Genomic DNA, 18,869 nt, shown 5'->3' on the forward strand with positions numbered 1-18,869 from the left:
ACTAGCTGACCGCTCCGTTGATGACCGGCTTGTCGATCAAGCCCGACTCCAGACCCCAGTTCGCGGCGATGGCCTTGTAGGCGCCGATGTCAATCAGATGCTGAAGCGCCTGTTGCAGCGACTGCGCCAGCGGGGAGCCCTTCTTCACCGGCCACCCGTACGGGGCGGAGTCGAAGATCTCCCCGGCCCCTTCGAGTTTGCCGTCGCTCTGCTTGATGGCCCAGGCCGTCACCGGGGAGTCGGCCGACATCGCGTCAGTCTGCCCCAGCACAACGGCGTTGGTGGCGGCGTCCTGGCCGTCGAACTTGATGATCTGGATCTCCGGCTTGCCGGCGTCCACGCAGGCCTTGCTCTTGGCCGGCAGTTCGTCGGTCTCCTGGATCGTGGTTGCCTGCACCGCAACCTTTTTGCCGCAGGCGTTCTCCGGGTCGATGGCCTCACCGGGACGCTGGGCCCACAGGGTGCCGGCCGAGAAGTAGGTGACGAAGTCGACCTGCTTCTCGCGCTCCTTGGTGTCGGTGAACGACGACATGCCGACGTTGTAGGTGCCGCCGTCGATCGCCGGGATGATCTTGGCGAAGTCGGACTCGCGGTATTCCGCCTTCAGCCCGAGGGTTTCGGCCATCGCGTTCATCAGGTCGACGTCGAAGCCGACGATCTTTCCCTCGGGGTCCTTGAACTCATTCGGCGGGTAGGGCAGGTTGACCCCGACGACCAGCGTGCCGGACTCCCGGATCTCCCCGGGCACGGTGTCGGCGATCTCCTGGACCTTGTTCACGGTCACCTCGGTGCTGGCCTGCGTGGAGCCGCCCCCAGTGCCCGAACCGGTTTCGGTGTTCTTGGCGCACCCCGACAGCGTCAGCGCACCCGCCATCGTGACCACCGCCGCCGCCCGCCACCAGCGCTGACGATTCTCTTCTCCTGTGAACACAGTGCCCTTCCCCGTAGCTGTCAGGCGTTCGCCGAATCTGTACGCCACAAGGAAACTACCGCCGATCGGCGCGGTTGACCTGTCGAAGATGCCAATCCAAGGCCTTTCCCGGCGCTATGCCACACTTGGCGCCATGACAACTAGCTCTGGCGGAACGCTGTTTCCGCACCTGTGGAAGTCGGTGCTGCTGACCGGGATCCTGTCGCTGGTCCTCGGTGTGATGATGCTGGCGTGGCCCGGTCCGACGTTGGTCGTCGCGGCCATCTTCTTCGGCGCCTACCTGCTGGTGACCGGCGCCTCGCAGGTCTTCCACGCCTTCACCCTGCCGATCTCCGGGGGCGGCCGGGCGCTGCTGTTCATCAGCGGCGCAGCGTCGCTGGTGCTGGCCGTGATGGCGATCCGGCACATCGGTGACGCCGTGTGGCTGCTGGCGATCTGGATCGGCATTGGTTTCGTGTTCCGCGGTGTCGCCACCGCGGCCGCCGCATTCAGTGATCGCGACACACCGGCGCGCGGGTGGGAGATCTTCATCGGCATCGCCACGCTGATCGCCGGCATCATCGTGCTGGCCTACCCCTTCGCCTCGCTCCCGACCCTGATCTGGGTCACCGGTTTCGGGCTCATCGCCCTGGGGGTCATCGAGATCATCGGCGCCTTCGGTATCCGCAAGGCGGGCAACCAGGTGCGCACCGTCATCAGCGACGCCATCCGCAGCGCCCGCTGACAGCTGTGACACCGGCGCGGGGCCGCAGGGCACCGCGGTCCTCGCCTCTTCTTTGCCGTAACCGTGGACCATCCGGGTAACCTGGCTTCCGTGGACCAATCGGGCAACCATGACTGAGCAACCGCAGCAACCGCAGCTACCGCAGGACACCCCGGGCTTTCCGCCGCCGCCAGGACCGTCCCCCGGCATGACTCCCTACCCGTATTCATATCCACCCGGTGCACCCGGTGCCGGCCCCTACCCCGGTGCTTATCCGCCCCCGCCCATGCCGTACGGCGGCGACTACTACCCCGGGATGGGGCCGCCCCCGCGCAACGGCATGGGGGTCGCCGCGCTGGTGGTCGCGATTCTCGCGCTGTTCGGCTCCTGTTCGGTAGTCGGTGGCATCCTGCTGGGCATCGTGGCGGTGATCCTGGGGTTCATCGGCCGCGGGCGGGCCAAACGCGGTGAGGCCAACAACGGCGGGATTGCGACGACCGGTCTGGTTCTGGGCGGTCTGGCGATCGTCGTGAGCATCGGCTTCATCGCGTTCTACGCCGATGCGTTCAACAGGTACGGCGGCCAGGACCTGATGACGTGCATCCAGAACGCGAACTCCGACAACACCAAGATCCAGCAGTGCATGGACGAGTTCCAGCAGCGGGTCGAGACTCAAACAGGTCAGACCGCGACCCCGGGGCGGTAGCGGCCGGAAGTTACTTCGCCGCTCCCGGGAAGTACTTGACGATGCCCTCCTGGACCACTGTGGCGACCACTTCGCCGGCCCGGTTGAAGAAATGCCCCATGCCCAGGCCCCGGGACTCGGCCGCCACCGGTGACGTCGTCGAGTAGAGCACCCAGTCGGAGAAGTCGACCTGGCGGTGAAACCACACCGAGTGGTTGACGGTCACCGCGAAGATGCGGTCCCAGCCCCAGGACAGCCCATGGGTGGTGATGATCGAATCGAGCACGGTGGTGTCCGACGAGTAGACCATCGCGGCGGTGTGCAGCACCGGGTCGTCGGGCATCTCACCGGCCGCGGTCATCCACACCCGGTTCTGCTCCAGCCTTCCGCCCTTGTCCCTCATCACCCACGCCGGATCGTTGGTGTATCGCCACTCGATGGGACGCATCGCATCGGCGAAGTGCGGGACCACTTTCTCGTAGCCCACCAGCAGTTCGTCGATGGTCGGCAGGGTGTGCGGGTCCGGGACGGCCGGAGATTGCGAATTGTGTTCCAGGCCATGGCCACCCGCCAGGTAGGACACCAGAGCGGTGGCGAGTAGCTTGCCGTTCTGCATCGCGTCGACCCGGCGGTTGGCGAACCGCCGCTCGTCGCGCAGCCGCGACACGTGGAACTCGATGTCGTGGTGGGTGTCGCCGCCGGCGATGAACTGCACCGACAGCGCGCTGGGCGGCAGATCGTGGTCCAGAGTTCGACTGGCCGCGGTGAACGCCTGTGCCATCAACTGGCCGCCGAAGGTGCGGACCGGGTTCTTGCGCGGATGACGCCCGGAGAAGACGTCGTCGTCAAGTCGGGATAGCTCAAGGATCGAGAGCAGTTCGTCGAAATCGGACTTTCCCGGCTGGGGCACGTCGGCCTCTCGTTCGACTAGTGGTCGTTCTCCCCGATCCGGTGGATGTGAATCAGGTTTGTCGAGCCTACTGTGCCCGGTGGAGCGCCGGCGACGATGACCGTCAGGTCCCCGCGCTGGTAGCGCCCCATGTGCAGCAGCGCGTGGTCGACCTGACGAATCATGTCGTCGGTGCTATCGGCCTCGGGCACAACGAATGTTTCAGTGCCCCAAGTCAATGCGAGTTGGCTACGAATCTCCGGTGCGGTGACGAACGCCAGCAGCGGAAGCCGGCAGTGCAGCCGGGCCAGTCGCCGAACCGTATCCCCCGATGAGGTGAAGGCGATCAGCGCCTTGGCGTCCAGCCGCACGCCGATGTCGCGGGCGGCATAGGAGATGACTCCGCGCTTGGTGCGCGGAACATGGGTCAGGGGCGGCGGTTCCGGGGAGCCCTCCTCCATCGCGCAGATGATCCGCGCCATGGTGCGGACCGCGTCGATGGGGTACTTGCCCACCGAAGTCTCGCCGGAGAGCATCACCGCGTCGGCCCCGTCGAGCACGGCGTTGGCCACATCGGAGGCCTCGGCGCGTGTCGGCCGCGAGTTCTCGATCATCGACTCCAGCATCTGGGTCGCCACGATCACCGGCTTGGCGTTCTCCCGCGCGATCTCGATGGCCCGCTTCTGCACCAGCGGCACCTCTTCGAGCGGCAACTCCACGCCGAGGTCACCACGGGCCACCATGATCGCGTCGAAAGCCAGGACGATGCCTTCGAGGTTCTCCACGGCCTCCGGCTTCTCCAACTTGGCGATCACCGGCACCCGTCGGCCCACCCGGTCCATCACCGCGTGCACCAGATCGACATCGGCCGGTGAGCGCACGAATGACAGCGCGACCAAGTCGACACCGAGCTTCAGCGCGAACTCCAGATCCGCAATGTCCTTCTCCGACATGGCCGGAACGGAAAAGGCCATGCCAGGCATGGACAGGCCTTTGTTATTGCTGACCGGGCCGCCTTCGGTGACGGTGCACACCACGTCGTCGCCATCGACGTGCTCGCATACCAGGGCGACCTTACCGTCGTCGACGAGCAGGCGGTCACCGGTTTTGGCGTCTTTGGTCAGATTCTTGTAGGTGGTCGACACCCGGTCGTGCGTGCCTTCGCAGTCCGCCACCGTGATCCGGACGGTCTCGCCGTTGGCCCACTGCACGGGGCCCTCGGCGAACCGGCCGAGCCGGATCTTGGGGCCTTGCAGATCGGCGAGGATGCCCACCGCGCGCCCGGCGCCCTCCGAAGCGGCGCGCACCCGGGCATAGGATGCTTCGTGGTCGGCATAGTCGCCGTGGCTCATGTTCAGCCGGGCGACATCCATCCCCGCTTCAACGAGTTCCCTGACCCCGACATCACTGTCGGTAGCCGGGCCCAGGGTGCAAACGATCTTGGCGCGCCGAGTCACGACGCCTGAGCATAGTCGCGCAGACTGCTCAGGAACTGAGCATCGTGGGAACCAGCGGGAACCCGGGCAGATTGCGAACGATGGTCCACACCACCGCGGCGATCCCGACAGTCACCAGAACAGCAGTGGTGAACACCTGCTGCCCACGACTGCGGCGCAGCAGTGCCCAGAGCGCCAGCACCGGCAGGCCGACCAACACGAAGACGTTGTCCATCGCCGCGGCGGCCAAATCGCCATGCAGCACATCGTGAGTCATCCGCAGGCCGCCGCACCCCGGACAGTCCCACCCGGTGAGGAACTTGAACGGACAGAACGGGAAAATCGCCCCGGGCTGGTGCGGGTCGACGACTCCGATGTAGGTCAGCGCGCCCAGTCCCAGGACGGCGCCGCCGAGCCCGGCGTACAGCCGTGGGCGTCTGCCGACCGGTGCGGTCATGCCCCCCAGCATGCCAGAGCGGTCAGCTCCGGCCCCGGTTGCCGGCGCCCCACAGTAGTCGCTTGAACGTCGACCCCAGCTTGGGCTGGTCGGTGTCGTCAGCGTCGGTGTCAGCGTCGGTCTTCTCGGGAGCCTTGGACTCGACAACCGTGGACTCGACAACCGGCTCGGTCTCTACCGCGGGCGCCGGTTCCTCCAGCACGACGACGGCGTCATCCGCGGCCGGCTCGTAGACCACCACCGTCTCCTCGCCAGCGTCAGCGTCAGCGGCGGCCTCGGCTTCGTCCGCGATCTCCTCGTCGGCGTCGGCGTGCTCCACGACCCCGGCGGCTTCGACCCCGGCGGCTTCGGTGTCGACGACCTCGACGTCGTGCTCGGCCTGCACCGTCTCTTCGTCGTTGTCGACCTCGACGATCACCTCGGATGTCTCGTCGATGTCGACGGATTCCTCGTCCTCGTCGTCCCTGGCATCCTCGACAACCTCCACGACGGAATTGACGTCAGACGCCTCGTCGTCGACATCGCCGACCGCCTCGGCGTCCTCGGTGTCGTGCGCACCGGCCACCGTCGCCGCGGCCACGATTCCACTGCCCTTGGCGGCGGCCACCAGGTCCTCAGCCCACTCCTCGACCATCGACTCGTGGCGCGCTTCGATCGGCTGGCGGCCCCGCAGTGACGCCGGGTTCTCCCGGCCCTTCGGCGCCAGCAGCATGTAGACCACCGCACCGATGAACACGAAGGTCGCGGTGAACACGTTGACCCGAATGCCCGCGATCAGGGTGGCGGTGTCGTCGCGCATCAACTCGACCCAGAACCGGCCGACGCAGTAGGACGCCACATACAGCGCGAACAGCCGACCGTGGCCCAACCGGAACTTGCGGTCGGCCCACAGCAGCAAGAAGAACACCAGCAGGTTCCACAGCAGTTCGTAGAGGAACGTCGGATGAACCACCGCGGCGACCTGGCCGGTCGACACACCGTCGAGGGATTGCACATCCACCACACCGTAGGCATCGCGGCGGTAGAAGACCTCCATGCCCCACGGCACGGTGGTCTCCCGGCCGTAGAGCTCCTGGTTGAAGTAGTTGCCCAGCCGGCCGATCGCCTGCGCCAGGACGATTCCCGGGGCGACCGCGTCGCCGAAAGCCGGCAGCGGAATTCCCCTGCGGCGGCAGGCGATCCACGCACCCACACCACCCAGCGCCACTGCGCCCCAGATGCCCAGGCCGCCTTCCCAGATCCGCGCCGCCGCGCCGATGCCGGCTCCACCCGGTCCGAAGTAGCTCTTCCAGTCGGTGAGCAGGTGGTAGAGCCGGCCGCCGATCAGTCCGAACGGCACCGCCCACAGCGCGACGTCGTAAACGACGCCGCGCTCGCCGCCGCGGGCCACCCACCGCCGGTCACCGATGACCAGCGCGGCGATGATCCCGGCGATGATGCACAGCGCATACGCCCGGATAGGAATGGGACCGAGGTACCAGACGCCCTGCCCGGGACTCGGGAAGTAGGCGAGCACGGTTGTCGTCACGTGGCAGGAACCTTCTCTCGAACACCGACGGCCAGTTCCCCGGTCAACGTCCGTACTGCAGCGACTCCGTCGTCGGTCAGCGCCGACACCAGAGCCGAACCGACGATAACCCCGTCGGCGTAATGGGCTATTTCCGCGGCCTGTTCGCGCGACCGCACGCCGAGACCGACACCAACGGGGATGTCGGAGATTTCCTTGATCCGGCGCACCAGTTCCGGCGCGGCGTTGGACACCGCGTCCCGAGCACCCGTCACCCCCATGGTGGAGGCAGCGTAGACGAACCCGCGCGACGCCTCGACGGTGCGAGCCAGCCGCTCCGGCGTCGACGACGGCGCCACCAGGAAGATACGGTCCAAGTCGTGGGCGTCGGCGGCCGCCAGCCACGCCTCGCCCTCGTCGGGAATCAGGTCCGGGGTGATCATGCCCAGCCCACCGGCGGCGGCCAGATCACGGGCGAAAGCGTCAACCCCGTAGTGCAGCACGGGATTCCAGTAGCTCATCACCACGGCATTACCGCCCGCGGAGCTGATGGCCGCTACTGCCCGCAGCGTGTCGCGTATCCGGACGCCATGCTGCAGAGCAGCTTCGGTCGCGGTTGCGATCACCGGGCCGTCCATGCCGGGATCAGAGTAGGGAACGCCGACCTCGATGATGTCGCACTCGCGGCTCATCGCCACCATGGCGTCGATGGAGGTCTGAACGTCCGGATATCCCGTCGGCAGGTAGCCGATCAGGGCCGCCCGGCCTTCGCGGCGGCACGCGTCGAAAATCGGGCCGAGCCGACCCGGGGCACTGTGCTTGGGGGTCATGATGCTCCCGGATTGTCGGCGTCGAACAGTCCGAACCAGCGGGCGGCGGTCTCCACGTCCTTGTCGCCCCGGCCGGAGAGGTTGACCAGGATGATCGCCTCAGGTCCCAACTCGCGGGCCAACTCCACCGTGCCGGCGATGGCATGCGCGGACTCGATGGCCGGGATGATGCCCTCCAGCCGGCACAGCAGCCGGAAGGCGTCCATCGCCTGGGTGTCGGTGATCGGCCGGTACTCGGTGCGGCCGACATCCATCAGGAAGGCGTGCTCGGGGCCTACGCCCGGATAGTCCAGACCGGCTGAGATCGAGTGGGATTCGATCGTCTGGCCTTCCTCGTTCTGCATCACGTAGGAGTAGGAGCCTTGGAACGCTCCCGGTGAGCCGCCGGAGAAGGTGGAGGCATGGCGTCCGGTTTCGACGCCGTCACCACCGGCCTCGAATCCGACCAGACGGACTCCCGGGTCGTCGATGAAGGGGTGGAAGATGCCGATGGCGTTGGATCCGCCGCCCACGCAGGCGGTCACGGCGTCGGGCAACCGGTCGGTCATCGCCAGCATCTGGGCCCGGGCCTCCAGGCCGATCACCCGCTGGAAGTCGCGCACCATCAGCGGGAACGGGTGCGGTCCCGCGGCGGTGCCGAAGCAGTAGTAGGTGTTGTCGGCGTTGGCCACCCAGTCCCGGAACGCCTCGTTGACGGCGTCCTTGAGCGTCTTGGAACCGGATTGGACAGCGACTACCTCCGCGCCGAGCAGCCGCATCCGGGCGACGTTGAGCGCCTGGCGAGCGGTGTCGATAGCGCCCATGTAGACGACGCACTCCAGGCCGAGCAGAGCGCATGCGGTGGCGGTGGCCACCCCGTGCTGACCGGCCCCGGTCTCGGCGATGACCCGGCTCTTGCCCATCTGGCGGGCCAGCAGGGCCTGACCCAGAACGTTGTTGATCTTGTGGGAACCGGTGTGGTTGAGGTCTTCCCGCTTCAGGAAGATCCGTGCTCCGCCGGCGTGCGCGCTGAGCCGGGCAGCCTCGTACATCGGTGACGGCCGGCCGGCGTAGTGGGTCTGCAGCCGGTCGAGTTCGTCGAGGAAGGTCTGGTCGGTGCGGGCCTTCTCGTAGGCGGCGGTGACCTCCTCGATGACGGCCATCAGGGCCTCGGGGATGTAGCGCCCGCCGAAGATCCCGAAGTGGCCCCGCGCGTCCGGATCGTGCGACGTCGGCTCGGCGACGGCCGCACTGGCCCGGGGCAGGGTGGGAATCGAGGTATCAGCCATATCTAGAGTGTGCCGCGAGGATGTCAGCGGACGGGTTTCGGGCAGGACGGATGGGCCCCCGCAGTCACCAGGTCGGCCACCGCACCCCGCGGATCACCGCTGGTGACCAGCCCCTCCCCGACCAAGACGGCGTCGGCGCCGGCACCGGCGTAGGCCAGCAGGTCGGCCGGACCGCGCACCCCGGACTCCGCGACCCTAATCACGTTGGACGGCAGACCCGGCGCGATGCGCCCGAAGCAGTCGCGGTCGACGTTGAGCGTTTTCAGATCCCGGGCGTTGACACCGATCACCTTGGCACCGGCCTGCAGGGCGCGGTCGGCCTCCTCCTCGGTGTGAACCTCCACCAAGGCGGTCATGCCGAGCGACTCGGTGCGATCGAGCATCGACACCAGGGCAGGCTGGTCCAGCGCGGCGACGATGAGCAGCAGCATGTCCGCACCGTGCGCGCGGGCCTCGTGGATCTGGTAGGGCCGGACAATGAAGTCCTTGCGCAGGACCGGGATGGTGACCGCGGCCCGGACCGCATCGAGGTCGGCCAGCGAACCGTTGAACCGGCGCTGCTCGGTGAGCACGCTGACGACCCGGGCGCCACCGCTCTGGTAGGCCCGTGCCAACTCGGCAGGATCGGCGATGGGTGCCAGCTGACCGCGAGACGGGCTGGCCCGCTTCACTTCGGCGATCACGGCAATGCCCGGAGCGCGCAGGGCGGCCAAGGCGTCGCGCGCCGGAGGAGCTGACTCGGCAGCCGCCTTGACATCGGCCATGCTGACGATTGCCTCCCGCGCGGCAACGTCGGCGAACACTCCTTCGAGAATGGAGTCGAGCACGGTTGCCGAACTCATTGCAGCCGGACCCCCTCCTGCATTAACTGACGATCTCGCCGCGTTCCGTGAAAGAGTATCTGCCCGCTAGCCGACATCCGTCACCGCCCCTCGGTCTCGGACCCGGCCGCTCGCGGGTCTGCAGTCACCTCGTGAGTCGGATCGCGGCCCTCGTCCAAGGCGTCCCACAAGCCCCGCTCGGACAGCTCCTCGGCACCCGATCCGACGGCCGATCCGGATGTCGCATATTTGGCCGGGCGGGCGGCTGACACCGCCGCGCGCATCATCAGCACCGCGGCCGCCAGGGCGGCCACCGCCGCAATCAGGGTCACGACCGCACCGGCGATCTGCCGACTACTGGCGACGAGCGTCGCCACCTGCACACCCGCAACCTCGGCGCCGCGCGGGCCGATGTCGTGCATCACGATCAGCGTCATCCCGAGGTAGCCCATCGCCAGGCAGACCACCGCGACCAGCAGCGCCACGACCCGCAGCAGCCAGCCGCGCACGGCCAGCGTCGCCAGGGCCGCGGCCAGCAACAGCACAGCCATCGGCAGCAATGCCGTCGACCAGGCCGCACCGTTGAGCGTGGACGTCTTGGGCAGACCTAAACCGTCGAAGGACGTCACCGAAACCCACGGCAGCCGGGACGCCACCCACAAGCCGGCCGCGGACAGCAGCAGCAGCAGCTGCGCTGCGCGGATCACAGCGCCCTGGGGCATACGGCGGAACACCTGCACGGGCTACATCCTCCCAGACCTGTGCGGGTGCTCTCTCCCACCGCGGTACGGCTAGATTTACAGATATGAAAACTGGTGACCGCGCGCCCGATTTCGCACTGCCGGACCAGACCGGGACGGTGCGCTCACTGTCCGGCCTGCTCGCCGACGGTCCGATCGTGCTGTTCTTCTACCCGGCGGCGATGACCCCGGGCTGCACCAAAGAAGCCTGTCACTTCCGCGACCTGGCATCGGAGTTCGCCGCGGTCGGCGCCTCGCGGGTCGGGATCAGCACCGACCCGGTCGACAAACAAGCCAAGTTCTCCGACTCGCAGCGCTTCGACTACCCGCTGCTCTCCGACGCCGACGGCGCGGTGGCCGAGAAGTTCGGGGTGAAGCGGGGCCTGCTCGGAAAGTTCCTGCCGGTCAAACGCACCACGTTCGTCATCGACACCGACGGCGCGGTGCTCGACGTCATCTCCAGCGAGGTCAACATGGACACCCATGCCGACAAGGCGCTGGAGGTGCTGCGGGCCCGCTCGTCGGCCTAGTCATGCCTCCGGCGCGAGCAGCACCTCGCCGTCGAAGCAGCTGTGCTCGCCGGTGTGGCAGGCCGCGCCGACCTGATCGACCTCGAGCAGCACCGCGTCGCCGTCGCAGTCCAGCCGCACCGTGTGCACGTGCTGGGTGTGTCCCGACGTCGCGCCCTTGACCCAGTACTCGCCACGGGAGCGGGAGTAATAGGTGGCCTGGCGCGTTTCCAGCGTGCGGGCGAGCGCCTCGTCGTCCATCCAGGCGACCATGAGGACCGCGCCGGTGCCGCGTTCCTGGGCCACCGCGGCGAACAGGCCGTTGGCGTCGCGTTTGAGTCTGGCGGCGATCGCCGGATCCAGGCTCATCGAACGCGAACCTGATGTGTGCTTTTCGCTGCGCTCATCGCACGGTTTCCTGATGTGTGCTTTTCGCTGCGCTCATCGCACGGTTTCCTGATGTGTGCTTTTCGCTGCGCTCATCGCACGGTTTCCTGATTTGTGCTTTTCGCTGCGCTCATCGCACGGTAATCCCCTCCGCCGCCATCGCGGCCTTGACCTCACCGATGGTCAGCTCGCCGAAATGAAAGACGCTGGCGGCCAGCACCGCGTCCGCCCCGGCCTGAACCGCCGGTGCGAAGTGGTCGACCGACCCGGCACCACCGCTGGCGATCACCGGCACGGTCACCGCGGCCCGGACGGCCCGTAGCATCGGCAGGTCAAAACCCGCCTTGGTGCCGTCGGCGTCCATCGAGTTCAGCAGGATCTCCCCCACGCCGAGTTCGGCTCCGCGCCTTGCCCATTCGACGGCGTCGATCCCGGTGCCCTGACGCCCGCCGTGGGTGGTGACCTCCCAGCCCGACGGAGTCGGGTCACCACCGGCGGGCACGGTGCGGGCATCCACCGACAGCACGATGCACTGGGAGCCGAACTGTCTCGACAGCTCGGCCAGCAGATCCGGCCTGGCGATGGCCGCGGTGTTCACCGATACCTTGTCCGCACCCGCCCGCAGCAGCGCGTCGACGTCGGCCACCGAGCGCACACCGCCGCCGACGGTGAGTGGAATGAACACCTGCTCGGCGGTGCGCCGGACCACGTCGAGCATGGTCGCCCGGCCCGACGACGACGCCGTCACGTCCAGGAAGGTCAGTTCGTCGGCGCCCTCGGCGTCGTAGGCGGCCGCCAATTCCACCGGGTCGCCGGCGTCCCGCAGGTTCTCGAAGTTGACACCTTTGACCACCCGCCCGGCGTCGACATCCAGGCACGGGATGACCCGCACCGCTACATCGGTCGCGTTCTTTGACATCAGCGGTACTCCTCCGGCGAGCCGACCCTGCGCAGAATCTCCAACACCTCGTCGTGAGCTCCGGGCGCAGCGGTCAGTGTGGAACGGGTATCGGGCGTCCATGACTGGCCGTCCAGTTCGGTGACGATACCGCCGGCCGCCCGCACCAGCGCGGCTCCCGCGGCGTGGTCCCACACCTTGCCGCCGAAACTGATGGCGGCGCCCATGATTCCGGCCGCCACGTAGGCCATGTCGATCCCGGTGGAGCCGTGCATGCGCAGCTTGGAGCACACCCGGCTGACCTCCTCCAGCACGGCCACCCGGTAGCGCCCGGGAAACCGGCCGCCCCAGTCGACATTGAAAGTGCCGAGGGCGACAATGGATTCAGCCAGACCGACCGGACGCAGTTGCGGCTGGGCAACCCCGTCGAGATACAGCGGACCGCCCTGCACGGCGGTGTAGCGCTGCCCGGTGAACGGCAGCCAGGTCAGCCCCGCCACCGGTTGACCCTCGTGCAGCAGGCCAAGCAGGATCGCGGCCATCGGCGAGCCGGCCGCGTAGTTGAAGGTGCCGTCGATCGGGTCGAGCACCCACACCAGCGGCTCGTCGAGGCCGGCGCCGCCGAATTCCTCACCGTGGACGCCGATTCCGGTGGCGTCCTGAAGTTCGGCCACCACCTGCCGTTCGATGGCCAGGTCGACCTCGGTGGCGAAGTCGTTGCCCTGCTTGCGCACCGCGGCATCCGCCCGGTGACCGGCGATGAATGGGACCGCCGCCCGGTCGAGGATGGCGGCGGCTTGGGCTACCAGCGCCTCGAGGTCCGGCACGTTAACCGTTCACCGCGCCCTTCATCGCCGCCAGCGCCTCGGGCAACGTGAAACGGCCTGCGTAGAGGGCTTTCCCGACGATCGCGCCTTCCACCCCCGACTCGACCAGCGTGGCGATGGCCCGCAGATCGTCGAGACTGGAAACCCCGCCGGAAGCGATCACCGGGGCGTCGGTGCACTCGGCGACCCCCTCCAGCAACTCCAGGTTGGGGCCGGTCAGGGTCCCGTCCTTGGTGACGTCGGTGACCACGAACCGCGAACATCCCTCACTGTCAAGACGTTCCAGCACCTGCCACAGGTCACCGCCGTCGCTCTCCCAGCCTCGGCCGCGCAGCCGGTGTTCACCGTCGACGACCTGCACATCCAGGCCGACAGCCACCTTGTCGCCGAACTCAGCGATGGCCTGGGCACACCACTGCGGATTTTCCAGCGCGGCGGTGCCGATGTTCACCCGGGCGCAGCCGGTAGCCAGCGCGGCCCGCAGCGAGGCGTCGTCGCGGATACCGCCGGACATTTCGACGTGCACGTCCAGGACCCCGACCACCTCGGCCAGCAGGGCCGCGTTGCTGCCCCGGCCGAACGCGGCGTCGAGGTCCACCAGGTGGATCCACTCCGCGCCGTCGCGCTGCCAGGTCAGTGCCGCCTCCAGCGCCGAACCGTACTCGGTCTCGCTGCCGGCTTTGCCCTGTACCAACCGCACGGCGCGCCCGTCGACGACGTCCACCGCCGGCAGCAGGATCAGTTCATTGCTGTTCAGTGCCACAATCAGAGCCCCTCGACCCAATTCGCCAGCAACGCCGCACCGGCGTCGCCGCTCTTCTCTGGATGAAACTGCGTGGCCGCCAACGGCCCGTCCTCGACCGCCGCCAGGAACTTCACGTGGTGAGTGGCCCAGGTCAGCAGTGCCTCTGGTGCACCCTCCCACTTCTGGGCGGCGTAGGAGTGGACGAAGTAGAAGCGCGTGTCGGGGTCAAGACCCTTGAACAGCGTGCTGCCGGGGGCGGCGTCGACGACGTTCCAGCCCATGTGCGGGATCACCGGCGCCTCCAGTCGGGTCACCGAGCCGGGCCACTGGCCGCAGCCGAGGCTGTCGACGCCGAACTCCACACCGTGGGCGAACAGAATCTGCATCCCCACACACACGCCCAGCACCGGCCGCCCGGCCGCCACCCGCTCAGCGATGATGCGGTCACCGCCGATACCGCGCAGTCCGGCCATACAGGCCGCGAATGCGCCGACCCCGGGCACCACCAGCCCGTCGGCCTGCAACGCCCGCTCGGCGTCGGCGGTCACCTCGACGTCGGCACCCACTCGCTGCAGAGCGCGCTGCGCCGACCGGAGATTGCCGGAACCGTAGTCCAGGACTACCAGCCTTCTCTTCGGGCCGGATCGTGCTGTCACAGAACACCTTTGGTAGATGGCACGCCCATCGCACGCGGGTCGGGCTCGACGGCCTGACGCAGCGCGCGGGCCACCGCCTTGTACTGCGCCTCGGTGATGTGGTGCGGGTCGCGGCCGTAGAGCGTGCGCACGTGCAGCGCGATGCGCGCGTTGAAGGCCAGCGACTCGAAGACGTGCCGGTTGATGACGGTGTGGTACGGCACGCCGGAACCGGCAATGGTGAAGTCCACCAGGTAATCCGGTTCCCCGGTGTGCACGAAATACGGCCGCCCGGAGACATCCACCGCCGCGTGCGCCAGCGTCTCGTCCATCGGGATGAACGCGTCGCCGAAACGGCGGATACCCTCCTTGTCCCCCAGCGCCTGACCGAGCGCGGTGCCCAGCACGATCGCGGTGTCCTCGACGGTGTGGTGGGCTTCGATCTCCACGTCGCCGCGGGCGGTGACGGTCAGATCGAAACTGCCGTGCACGCCCAGTGCGGTGAGCATGTGGTCGAAGAACGGCACACCGGTGTCGACGGACACCCGCCCGGTGCCGTCGAGGTCGAGTTCGACGACGATGTCGGACTCTCTGGTCTTACGTTCAACCCTGGCGTAGCGGCGTGCCGGCGGGCAGGAGCGCAGCGACTCGGGAGTTGTAGCAGTGTCGGTCATTGCGCTCCTAGGGGATTGGGCACTGCACGAAGGCTTAAGTCGGCGGCGGCCACATTGCGGCTGGCGGTCAGGAAGGCGTCGTTCTCGGCCGGCAGGCCGATGGTCACTCGCAGGTAGCCGGGGATGCCGACGTCGCGGATCAGCACGCCGTCGGCCAGATAGTGCTCCCAGGCTTTGGCGGCATCGGCGAACAGGCCGAACAGCACGAAGTTGGCGTCGCTGGGAATCACCTGGAAACCCATCTGATGCAACGCCGCACTGACCCGGCGGCGCTCGGCCGCCAAATCGGCCACGCTGGCCAGCGTCTCGTCGGCGTGCCGCAGAGCCGCCCTTGCCGCGGCCTGGGTGAGCGCCGAGAGGTGGTAGGGAAGGCGTACCAGCAGCACCGCCTCGATCACCGCCGGCGCCGCCACCAGATAACCGAGGCGCCCGCCGGCGAAGGCGAAGGCCTTGCTCATGGTGCGGCTGACGATCAGCCGGGCCGGATACTCGTCGAGCAGCGCGACGGCGCTGGGCTGGTCGGAGAACTCGCCGTAGGCCTCGTCGACGATCAGCACCCCGCCGGTCATCGAATCCAGTAGCCGACGTAAGTCGTCCAGCGAAATGCTCTGTCCGGTGGGATTGTTCGGGCTGGTGACGAACACGACGTCGGGCCGGTGTTGCGCGATAGCGGCCACCGCCGCGTCGACGTCGAGGCTGAAGTCAGCCGCCCGGACGGCCTGGATCCACCGGGTCTGGGTGCCGTCGGCGATGATCGGGTGCATCGAGTACGACGGCACGAATCCGATCGCGCTGCGCCCCGGGCCGCCGAAGGCCTGCAGCAGCTGCTGCAAGATCTCGTTGGATCCGTTTGCCGCCCAGACGTTCTCGACGCCGACGTCGATGCCGATCCGGGCCGTGAGGTAGGCGGCCAGGTCGGTGCGCAGCGCGACGGCGTCGCGGTCCGGGTAGCGGTGCAGCTGGGTGGCCGCCTGGCGTACCGCCTCGGCGGCGTCGTCGACCAGGGCGCGGCTGGGCGGGTGCGGGTTCTCGTTGGTGTTCAGCCGCACCGGAACGTCGAGTTGGGGTGCGCCGTAGGCGGATTTGCCGCGCAGGTTATCCCGCAACGGCAGGTCGTCGAGACCTACCTGTCGACCTAACGTCATGACCGTCTGTTCTTCGCGCAAGCGCTCATCGTGACTGCCTGTTCTTCGCGCAAGCGCTCATCGTGACTGCCTGTTCTTCGCGCAAGCGCTCATCGTGACTGCCTGTTCTTCGCGCAAGCGCTCATCACCGTTCGAACCTCCGGCGCACGGCCTCGCCGTGCGCGGGCAGGTCCTCGGCTCCTGCCAGGGTGATGACATGACCGGACACGTCCTTGAGGGCGGCCTCGGTGTAATCCACGACATGGATGCCCCGCAGGAACGTCTGCACCGACAATCCACTGGAGTGCCGGGCGCAGCCCGCCGTGGGAAGCACGTGGTTGGAGCCGGCGCAGTAATCGCCCAGGCTCACCGGCGACCACGGGCCGACGAAAATCGCTCCGGCGGAACGGATCCGGGCGGCCACCCCGGCGGCGTCTGTGGTCTGGATCTCCAGGTGCTCGGCGGCGTAGGCGTTGACCACCCGCACCCCGGTGTCAACGTCGTCGACCAGGATGATGCCGGACTGGCGGCCCTGCAGCGCTTCGGTCACCCGCTCCCGGTGGACGGTGCTGGTCAACTGGCGGGCCAATTCGGTGTCGGTGGCGTCGGCCAGCGCGACGCTGTCGGTCACCAGCACGCTGGCCGCCATGACGTCGTGCTCGGCCTGACTGATCAGGTCGGCGGCCACGTGCACCGGGTCGGCGGTGTGGTCAGCCAGGATGGCGATCTCGGTGGGCCCGGCCTCGGAGTCGATGCCGATCTGCGAGCGGCAGATCCGTTTGGCCGCGGTGACATAGATGTTGCCTGGCCCGGTGACCATGTCGACCGGAGCCAACTCCAAGGAATCGGTGTCAGTGCCGCCGTAGGCGAGCAGCGCCACCGCCTGCGCACCACCGACCGCCCAGACCTCCTCGACCCCCAGCAACCGGGCGGCCGCCAGGATCGTCGGGTGCGGAAGGCCGCCGAAGTCCGCCTGCGGCGGGCTGGCCACCACCAGCGAGTCCACGCCGGCGGCCTGGGCCGGCACCACGTTCATCACCACGCTGGACGGGTAGACCGCCGTCCCGCCCGGGACGTACAGGCCGACCCGCTCGACAGGCACCCAGCGTTCGGTGACCGAGGCGCCCGGTCCCAGCTGGGTGGTGGTGTCGGTGCGGCGTTGCTCGGCGTGCACCGCGCGGGTGCGCTCGATGGCCACTTCGAGGGCGGCACGCACCTGCGGGTCCAGTGCCTTCAGCGCGGCGTCGAGTTGGGCCACCGGCACCCGAACCGTGTCGGGGCGAACCCCGTCGAAGCGGGCGCCGTATTCCAGCGCGGCCACCGCGCCGCGTTCGGCGATGTCGTCGACGATCGGCCGGACGACAGGGACCACGGCGTCGACGTCCACACCGCCGCGGGGAAGGGCAGCTCGAAGCTGCGCGGCGGTCATCGTCCGACCGCGCAGGTCAATGCGGGACATCAGGGTGCTCTTTTTTGTCTGAGTCATGTCGCTCGATTGTCCCTGATGGGTGGGGCGATAAGAAAATCGATTTCGCATCGATTGGGTCGCCTCACCGATGCCCGGGCGGTCGCCGCCGGGTTGTCACTGCGTCGGTGCGGCGCGGCGGCATGATGGGGAGTATGGCCGATCACCCCAACAACGCCCCCGGCGTGCCGATGCGGTTCCCGGTGTGGTTCGAGAACTTCCAGATCCGCTACATCAACCCCGTCGCGGTGCCGCTGGCACGGTTCATGCCCGGCATCACCGTTATCCGGCACCGCGGCCGCAAGTCCGGCCAGCAGTTCGAAACCCCCGTGTCGGCGTACCGCAAAGGTGACACCGTCGCGATCATGCTGGGGCACGGCAAGACGAACTGGGTCAAGAACATCCTCGCCGCCGGCGAGGCGGACATCCGGCTGGGTCGCCGCGACGTGCACCTGGTGAATCCGCGGATCGTTCCCGCCGGTGGCGACGACCCGGCCCTGCCGCGGATAGCCCGGCTGGCGGCGCGGCGCGGGGTTGGCGTCTTCGTCGCCGACGTGGCCTGACCGGAGCACACAGGCGGGTGCGCTCAGATGTCCAGGTGTAGACGAAGAGCATCGTCGATGCGGGCCAGCTCCACCGGAGAGACCCGGCCGACAGGCTGCGAAAGACGTTCGATATCAACGGATCTCACCTGTTCAACCTGCGCCTTAGAGTCGACGGACAGGCTGGTTGCCGACGCCGGCAACAACACCTGAAACGGGTAGATCTTGGCGACGTTGCTCGTCACAGGAATCACCGTCACCACACCGCGGCTGAGCCGAGCGGCGGTGACGTTAGCTCTGTCATTACTCACGATGACGGCCGGGCGCCGCTTGTTCGCCTCGCTGCCTCGGACCGGCTCGAACTCGACGAGCCAGATGTCACCTCGCCGCATCACTCAGGCCGTCAGCAGAGGCACCGCCCCAGAGATCTTCCTCCCCGGCCGCAGACCACTCCGCCCAGGCATCTTCATAGTCCTGCTCCAACGCCGGGAATCGAAGCATCCGAATGGCCTTTTGAACCCCTGCCGACCGCGACGGCAGCCCACTGCTTTCGACGTATGCATCCAAAATAGCCAGGTCCTCGTCGGACAGGCTCACACTCATCTTCATACCAAAATGCTACCTGGGTCGGATTGCGGTAGCACCGGGTTAGGGGTCAGAGATCCAGGCCGATGTCGAGTACCTGCACCGAGTGGGTCAGCGCACCGACCGCCAGGTAATCCACCCCGGTTCCGGCGTACTCCGCGGCGGTGTCCAGCGACAGCCCGCCGGAGGATTCCAGCAGCACCGAGGGTGC

The 18,869-nt window shown here is 67.9% G+C and carries 23 protein-coding genes and 1 pseudogene; 4 read left to right on the forward strand and 20 right to left on the reverse strand.

Translation table 11 applies throughout. The annotated features are described in order from the left end of the window. Position 1: 1 nt before the first annotated feature. Entirely contained in the window at positions 2 to 874 is an 873-nt protein-coding gene (locus ADBZ6I_RS02980) for an ABC transporter substrate-binding protein (protein ID WP_526380745.1), read from the reverse strand. Positions 875 to 1,064: 190 nt separating this feature from the next. Here ADBZ6I_RS02980 and ADBZ6I_RS02985 point away from each other — a divergent pair, with 190 nt between their 5' ends. Both ADBZ6I_RS02985 and ADBZ6I_RS02990 read left to right on the forward strand, forming a co-directional pair. Beyond that, positions 1,065 to 1,655, forward strand: coding sequence for an HdeD family acid-resistance protein (locus ADBZ6I_RS02985; RefSeq protein WP_526380707.1), 591 nt, complete (start codon positions 1,065 to 1,067; stop codon positions 1,653 to 1,655). A 109-nt stretch (positions 1,656 to 1,764) separates the two neighbouring features. Further along, a complete protein-coding gene (locus tag ADBZ6I_RS02990) occupies positions 1,765 to 2,340 on the forward strand; it encodes a DUF4190 domain-containing protein (RefSeq protein ID WP_526380709.1) in 576 nt (191 codons plus the stop codon). A 10-nt stretch (positions 2,341 to 2,350) separates the two neighbouring features. On the opposite strand, the gene ADBZ6I_RS02995 is transcribed toward ADBZ6I_RS02990, so the two are convergent. The 8 genes from ADBZ6I_RS02995 to ADBZ6I_RS03030 form a co-directional block, all read right to left on the reverse strand. Next, a complete protein-coding gene (locus tag ADBZ6I_RS02995) occupies positions 2,351 to 3,229 on the reverse strand; it encodes an acyl-CoA thioesterase II (protein ID WP_526380711.1) in 879 nt (292 codons plus the stop codon). A 17-nt stretch (positions 3,230 to 3,246) separates the two neighbouring features. Next, complete coding sequence (gene pyk, locus ADBZ6I_RS03000) at positions 3,247 to 4,665, reverse strand: pyruvate kinase (protein ID WP_526380713.1); 1,419 nt, start codon at positions 4,663 to 4,665, stop codon at positions 3,247 to 3,249. A gap of 28 nt (positions 4,666 to 4,693) precedes the next feature. Beyond that, positions 4,694 to 5,101 (reverse strand): DUF2752 domain-containing protein, encoded by a 408-nt coding sequence (locus tag ADBZ6I_RS03005; RefSeq protein WP_526380715.1) that lies wholly within the window; start codon positions 5,099 to 5,101, stop codon positions 4,694 to 4,696. Positions 5,102 to 5,123: 22 nt separating this feature from the next. Next, entirely contained in the window at positions 5,124 to 6,629 is a 1,506-nt protein-coding gene (gene lgt / locus ADBZ6I_RS03010; RefSeq protein ID WP_526380717.1) for a prolipoprotein diacylglyceryl transferase, read from the reverse strand. Next, positions 6,626 to 7,438 (reverse strand): tryptophan synthase subunit alpha, encoded by an 813-nt coding sequence (gene trpA, locus ADBZ6I_RS03015; protein WP_526380719.1) that lies wholly within the window; start codon positions 7,436 to 7,438, stop codon positions 6,626 to 6,628. Before trpA ends, lgt begins: the two co-directional genes overlap by 4 nt. Next, positions 7,435 to 8,706, reverse strand: coding sequence for a tryptophan synthase subunit beta (gene trpB / locus ADBZ6I_RS03020; RefSeq protein WP_526380721.1), 1,272 nt, complete (start codon positions 8,704 to 8,706; stop codon positions 7,435 to 7,437). The genes trpA and trpB overlap by 4 nt, the downstream gene beginning before the upstream one ends. Before the next feature lie 23 nt (positions 8,707 to 8,729). After that, the gene (gene trpC, locus ADBZ6I_RS03025; RefSeq protein WP_526380723.1) at positions 8,730 to 9,548 is read right to left on the reverse strand and encodes an indole-3-glycerol phosphate synthase TrpC; all 819 of its coding nucleotides are present in this window, start codon (positions 9,546 to 9,548) and stop codon (positions 8,730 to 8,732) included. Positions 9,549 to 9,628: 80 nt separating this feature from the next. Then, positions 9,629 to 10,249, reverse strand: a complete 621-nt coding sequence (locus ADBZ6I_RS03030; protein ID WP_526380747.1) for a TIGR02234 family membrane protein — start codon at positions 10,247 to 10,249, stop codon at positions 9,629 to 9,631. Positions 10,250 to 10,332: 83 nt separating this feature from the next. Here ADBZ6I_RS03030 and ADBZ6I_RS03035 point away from each other — a divergent pair, with 83 nt between their 5' ends. Next, positions 10,333 to 10,797 (forward strand): peroxiredoxin, encoded by a 465-nt coding sequence (locus ADBZ6I_RS03035; RefSeq protein ID WP_526380725.1) that lies wholly within the window; start codon positions 10,333 to 10,335, stop codon positions 10,795 to 10,797. Here ADBZ6I_RS03035 and hisI read toward each other — a convergent pair whose 3' ends face one another. From hisI to hisD, 8 genes are all read right to left on the reverse strand, one after another. Next, positions 10,798 to 11,145: a phosphoribosyl-AMP cyclohydrolase gene (gene hisI / locus ADBZ6I_RS03040; RefSeq protein WP_526380727.1), complete on the reverse strand. Its 348-nt coding sequence runs from the start codon at positions 11,143 to 11,145 to the stop codon at positions 10,798 to 10,800. A 148-nt stretch (positions 11,146 to 11,293) separates the two neighbouring features. Then, positions 11,294 to 12,082, reverse strand: a complete 789-nt coding sequence (gene hisF, locus ADBZ6I_RS03045; RefSeq protein WP_526380729.1) for an imidazole glycerol phosphate synthase subunit HisF — start codon at positions 12,080 to 12,082, stop codon at positions 11,294 to 11,296. Then, positions 12,082 to 12,888, reverse strand: a complete 807-nt coding sequence (locus tag ADBZ6I_RS03050) for an inositol monophosphatase family protein (RefSeq protein ID WP_526380731.1) — start codon at positions 12,886 to 12,888, stop codon at positions 12,082 to 12,084. The genes hisF and ADBZ6I_RS03050 overlap by 1 nt, the downstream gene beginning before the upstream one ends. A 1-nt stretch (position 12,889) precedes the next feature. Then, positions 12,890 to 13,630 (reverse strand): bifunctional 1-(5-phosphoribosyl)-5-((5-phosphoribosylamino)methylideneamino)imidazole-4-carboxamide isomerase/phosphoribosylanthranilate isomerase PriA, encoded by a 741-nt coding sequence (gene priA / locus ADBZ6I_RS03055; RefSeq protein WP_526380749.1) that lies wholly within the window; start codon positions 13,628 to 13,630, stop codon positions 12,890 to 12,892. 23 nt (positions 13,631 to 13,653) lie between these two features. Further along, on the reverse strand, positions 13,654 to 14,289 hold the full coding sequence (hisH, locus tag ADBZ6I_RS03060) for an imidazole glycerol phosphate synthase subunit HisH (protein ID WP_526380733.1): 636 nt from the start codon (positions 14,287 to 14,289) through the stop codon (positions 13,654 to 13,656). Continuing rightward, complete coding sequence (gene hisB / locus ADBZ6I_RS03065) at positions 14,286 to 14,942, reverse strand: imidazoleglycerol-phosphate dehydratase HisB (RefSeq protein WP_526380735.1); 657 nt, start codon at positions 14,940 to 14,942, stop codon at positions 14,286 to 14,288. Before hisB ends, hisH begins: the two co-directional genes overlap by 4 nt. Further along, complete coding sequence (locus ADBZ6I_RS03070; RefSeq protein ID WP_526380737.1) at positions 14,939 to 16,087, reverse strand: histidinol-phosphate transaminase; 1,149 nt, start codon at positions 16,085 to 16,087, stop codon at positions 14,939 to 14,941. Before ADBZ6I_RS03070 ends, hisB begins: the two co-directional genes overlap by 4 nt. Positions 16,088 to 16,211: 124 nt before the next feature. Next, a complete protein-coding gene (gene hisD / locus ADBZ6I_RS03075) occupies positions 16,212 to 17,528 on the reverse strand; it encodes a histidinol dehydrogenase (protein ID WP_526380751.1) in 1,317 nt (438 codons plus the stop codon). Positions 17,529 to 17,677: 149 nt separating this feature from the next. Between hisD and ADBZ6I_RS03080 the strand changes: the two genes are divergently transcribed. After that, positions 17,678 to 18,094: a nitroreductase family deazaflavin-dependent oxidoreductase gene (locus ADBZ6I_RS03080; RefSeq protein ID WP_526380753.1), complete on the forward strand. Its 417-nt coding sequence runs from the start codon at positions 17,678 to 17,680 to the stop codon at positions 18,092 to 18,094. Between the two features lie 23 nt (positions 18,095 to 18,117). On the opposite strand, the gene ADBZ6I_RS03085 is transcribed toward ADBZ6I_RS03080, so the two are convergent. The 3 genes and pseudogenes from ADBZ6I_RS03085 to ADBZ6I_RS03095 form a co-directional block, all read right to left on the reverse strand. Beyond that, positions 18,118 to 18,468 carry a type II toxin-antitoxin system PemK/MazF family toxin gene (locus ADBZ6I_RS03085; RefSeq protein ID WP_526380739.1) on the reverse strand — a complete coding sequence of 117 codons (351 nt, stop codon included), beginning with the start codon at positions 18,466 to 18,468 and terminating at the stop codon, positions 18,118 to 18,120. Next, the gene (locus ADBZ6I_RS03090; protein WP_526380741.1) at positions 18,452 to 18,682 is read right to left on the reverse strand and encodes a CopG family ribbon-helix-helix protein; all 231 of its coding nucleotides are present in this window, start codon (positions 18,680 to 18,682) and stop codon (positions 18,452 to 18,454) included. The genes ADBZ6I_RS03085 and ADBZ6I_RS03090 overlap by 17 nt, the downstream gene beginning before the upstream one ends. A 46-nt stretch (positions 18,683 to 18,728) precedes the next feature. Beyond that, positions 18,729 to 18,869: pseudogene (locus ADBZ6I_RS03095) on the reverse strand (carboxylating nicotinate-nucleotide diphosphorylase); the annotation flags it as partial.

Origin of the sequence: Mycobacterium sp., from assembly GCF_044342925.1 — a bacterium.
GTDB lineage: Bacteria > Actinomycetota > Actinomycetes > Mycobacteriales > Mycobacteriaceae > Mycobacterium.

Bases quoted from the DNA above. Each gene is read 5' to 3' on its own strand.
- ADBZ6I_RS02980 (WP_526380745.1), bottom strand. From the start codon at position 874: ATGGCGGGTGCGCTGACGCTGTCGGGGTGCGCCAAGAACACCGAAACC.
- ADBZ6I_RS02985 (WP_526380707.1), top strand. From the start codon at position 1,065: ATGACAACTAGCTCTGGCGGAACGCTGTTTCCGCACCTGTGGAAGTCG.
- ADBZ6I_RS02990 (WP_526380709.1), top strand. From the start codon at position 1,765: ATGACTGAGCAACCGCAGCAACCGCAGCTACCGCAGGACACCCCGGGC.
- ADBZ6I_RS03005 (WP_526380715.1), bottom strand. From the start codon at position 5,101: ATGACCGCACCGGTCGGCAGACGCCCACGGCTGTACGCCGGGCTCGGC.
- trpA (WP_526380719.1), bottom strand. From the start codon at position 7,438: ATGACCCCCAAGCACAGTGCCCCGGGTCGGCTCGGCCCGATTTTCGAC.
- trpB (WP_526380721.1), bottom strand. From the start codon at position 8,706: ATGGCTGATACCTCGATTCCCACCCTGCCCCGGGCCAGTGCGGCCGTC.
- trpC (WP_526380723.1), bottom strand. From the start codon at position 9,548: ATGAGTTCGGCAACCGTGCTCGACTCCATTCTCGAAGGAGTGTTCGCC.
- ADBZ6I_RS03030 (WP_526380747.1), bottom strand. From the start codon at position 10,249: ATGCCCCAGGGCGCTGTGATCCGCGCAGCGCAGCTGCTGCTGCTGCTG.
- ADBZ6I_RS03035 (WP_526380725.1), top strand. From the start codon at position 10,333: ATGAAAACTGGTGACCGCGCGCCCGATTTCGCACTGCCGGACCAGACC.
- hisI (WP_526380727.1), bottom strand. From the start codon at position 11,145: ATGAGCCTGGATCCGGCGATCGCCGCCAGACTCAAACGCGACGCCAAC.
- hisF (WP_526380729.1), bottom strand. From the start codon at position 12,082: ATGTCAAAGAACGCGACCGATGTAGCGGTGCGGGTCATCCCGTGCCTG.
- hisB (WP_526380735.1), bottom strand. From the start codon at position 14,942: ATGACCGACACTGCTACAACTCCCGAGTCGCTGCGCTCCTGCCCGCCG.
- ADBZ6I_RS03070 (WP_526380737.1), bottom strand. From the start codon at position 16,087: ATGACGTTAGGTCGACAGGTAGGTCTCGACGACCTGCCGTTGCGGGAT.
- ADBZ6I_RS03080 (WP_526380753.1), top strand. From the start codon at position 17,678: ATGGGGAGTATGGCCGATCACCCCAACAACGCCCCCGGCGTGCCGATG.
- ADBZ6I_RS03090 (WP_526380741.1), bottom strand. From the start codon at position 18,682: ATGAAGATGAGTGTGAGCCTGTCCGACGAGGACCTGGCTATTTTGGAT.